Source organism: Micromonospora yasonensis (genome assembly GCF_026013475.1).
Taxonomy (GTDB): Bacteria; Actinomycetota; Actinomycetes; order Mycobacteriales; family Micromonosporaceae; genus Micromonospora; species Micromonospora yasonensis.
The window spans coordinates 1-2951 of the sequence record NZ_JAPDPH010000401.1; the positions used below are offsets into that span (position 1 = coordinate 1).

A 2951-nucleotide genomic window follows, 5' to 3' on the forward strand; every position below is an offset into this window, starting at 1 on the left:
TGCACGGAACTCACGGTCGGCGAACGGATCACCATCGGCGGCCTCACCGTCGCCGCTGTCCCCGCCGCTCACCACGCCGGCCGGGGCCCGTGGTCCCGGCACCGGGCACCCGCCCTCGGTTACCTGATCGAAGGCCGCTCGCGTACCTGGTTCGCCGGGGACACCGGCCTGTTCGACGAGATGGCCGGTCTGGGGCCGCTCGATCTCGCGCTGGTCCCGGTCGGTGGATGGGGACCGACGCTCGGCCCCGGCCACCTCGACCCCGCGCGAGCCGCCGAGGCGGTACGGCGTGCGGGGGCCACGTGGGCCGTACCCATCCACTTCGGCACCTTCTGGCCGATCGGTTGCGGCCGGATCCGGCCGGACCGGTTCGACCTGCCGGGTGAGGACTTCGCGCGGCAGGTCGAGGCGGTCTCGCCGGGCACCCGGGTGCGGGTGCTGCGCCCGGGCGAGTCGTTCACGGTGCGCCGGCCGTGACGGCGACCCTCGGCGCACTCGGCTCGCTGATTCTGGTGGTGCTGTTCGGCTCCGTGGTCCCGGTGGTGCCGACCGGCGCGGCGGTCAGCGGCGCCGCGGCGCTCGCCGCCCACCAGCACCCGCTGACCGTGGTCCTGGTCGTGATCGCCGGCGCCGTCGGCGCGTACGTCGGTGACCTCGTGACGTACGGCATGCTCGGCTGGGGTGGCGAGCGGGTCGCCCGGCGGCTGCCCGGCCTGCGTGGACGGCAACGGGTCGGCCAGGTCTCGGTCCGCGTGCGCGAGGGGCATGTCTCGACGCTTCTGGTGTCCCGGCTGATCCCGGGCGGCCGGGTCCCCGTGCTGTTGGCCGCGGCCGTGGCGGGGCTGGCCTGGCGGCGTTTCGCCGTCGCCAACGCGCCGGCCAGCCTGCTGTGGTCGGTGCTCTACGCCGCGATCGGGGTCCTCGGGCGGGCGGTCTTCCCGGAGCCGTGGCAGAGCGTCGTCGCCGCGGTCCTGCTCGTCGTGCTGGTCACCCAGGGGCTGAGCTGGCTGAGCCGGCGCCGCAAGGTGCCGGACGATCCGCTGGCGACGCCGTGAGTCCCCGCGGCCGGCCTAGTCGCCCCTGCTACGCGGCCGGCCCGTGGCGCTCGTCGTGGTCCGGCTCGTCGTCGGCCCGGCCGTCCCGAGGGCCGGCGTGGTCGTCGGCCTGCCGCAGGCCCAGCCGCCGCATCCAGTCGAGCAACTGACGGTGTACGTCGTCCGGGCCGACCAGGTCGCCCTCCTGCGGCCAGCCGGCGGGATGGATCAGCAGCGCCTCGGTCTGCCAGCCGCCGAGTCCGCCATGGCAGCCGACCAGTTCCTCGAAGGCCGCGACCTCCTCCAGGACCGGGTCGACGGCGCTGATCACCACGAGGTCGCCGACGTGGTCCATCGCCTGGTGGCGCAGCAGGTCCCGGCGCGCCCGGGCGCCGTACGGGGCCAGCGGATCGTCGCCGTCGACCCGCCCGTCGCGCAGCCGGTGGCAGCCCCGGGCCCCGATCGCCAGCGGTCCCGCGGCGGAGTCGACCACGACCAGACCGATGCCGGGGTGCGCGGCCAGGCCGTCGATCAGCCCCGGGACGGCGGCGTCGATCCGCTCCCGGGTGAGCCGTCCCGGATGACGGGGTAGGTAGATCATCGCCAGGTTGCCCGACGCCACCACCACGGTCTCCGGATCGGCGCGGGTGGCGGCCTCCTCCCGATCGGCCGGCCCGAGGCTGACCTCGCCCTCCGGCGCGCGTGCGCGCAGGGCCAGCCGAGCCGCCGTACCGGTCGCCCCGCCCCGGCCCCCCACCTCGGTGAGCAACGTGTTCACCCGGCCCCACTCCTCGACCGACTCGGCGGCCTCGGCGGTCGTCGCGGCGCCGACCCGGGCGGTGGGCACGGGCCGGCCGCCCGCTGCGATCTCCCGCACCGGATGCGCGGTCAGCCGGGCGATCACCTGCGTCAGGGACTCGCCGTACCGCTGGCGGAACGTGGCGCCCTGGCTCTGCCCGTGGTCGCTCAGCACCACGATGTGGTAGCGCCGCGTCGCCTCCGCCGCCAGCCGTTGCAGGATGCCGAGCGTCTGGTCGAGCGCCTCGAGGACCGCCATCGCCTGCGGCCGGGCCGGGCCGGCATGGTGGGCCACCTCGTCGTAGTCGAGGAAGTCGCAGAAGATGACCGGCGCCCCGCTGGCCATCTGCTCGGCGATGAGCGACACGTTCAGGTCGCTGAGCAGGCTCGCCATCGGGCGTAGCGCCAGGTACGAGCCGCTGCGCCGGCCTCTGGGCTGGATGTCGCGCAGCCGTTGCCGCCGGGCCTCGTACAGCTCGCGGAGCACCTGGCCGGCACCGCGCACCACGGCTCGGGCGAACCCGTATGGGCTGGCCATGAAGACCGCGTAGCCCCGGGTGGACCGTCCGGGCAGCCCGGCGCGGCTCACCGTGAGCAGGCTCGTGGGGGCGTCGCCGGAGAAGGCGGTGCTGATGCTGACGCCTCCGTCCCGCAGCAGGCCCTGGCTGGTGGAGAGGCGCTGCTCGATCGCGGCGGCGTCCCGGGGCCGGCTGGTCACCACGAGGCGGCCGGTGGAGCGGTTCCCGTTGTCGCCCACGGTCGCCTTCTCGTACCAGCGATAGGCCGGCACCCGCCGGACGTCGCCGTACAACAGACCCGCCTGCGCGGCGGGTGTGGTGGCCGGAAGGCCGGTGTGCCAGCGGGTCATCCGGTGGCTGCCCGAGCGCAGCCAACGGCCGATCGTGGGCAGGTTACCGGCGCGGATGGCCCACCCCACCAGCGGCGCGGCCACCCCGTCGAGTTGGACGACGAGCAGGCCGTCGGCCACCTGCCGGCCGGGCGCCGGCACCGCGGCGCCGCCGCGCCGCCGCCACGTCGGGCGCCGCTCCCGCCGGCGCCGCACCCGGGTCATCACCCACAGCATCTCGCTGACGAACGCGTCGTCCGTGCCGGCGTCGG

The 2951-nt window shown here is 75.8% G+C and carries 3 protein-coding genes; 2 read left to right on the forward strand and 1 reads right to left on the reverse strand.

Features of this window, described 5'->3' with window-relative positions:
- Together ONA70_RS35700 and ONA70_RS35705 are read left to right on the forward strand one after the other, a co-directional pair.
- A partial coding sequence (locus ONA70_RS35700; RefSeq protein WP_265010887.1) for an MBL fold metallo-hydrolase occupies positions 1–477 on the forward strand: 477 nt, incomplete at its 5' end.
- A complete protein-coding gene (locus tag ONA70_RS35705; protein WP_265010888.1) occupies positions 474–1055 on the forward strand; it encodes a DedA family protein in 582 nt (193 codons plus the stop codon). The genes ONA70_RS35700 and ONA70_RS35705, both read left to right, overlap by 4 nt.
- A gap of 28 nt (positions 1056–1083) precedes the next feature.
- Here the strand turns inward: ONA70_RS35705 and ONA70_RS35710 are convergent.
- Positions 1084–2951: alkaline phosphatase family protein (locus ONA70_RS35710; protein ID WP_265010889.1), on the reverse strand; the 1868-nt coding region annotated here is incomplete at its 5' end.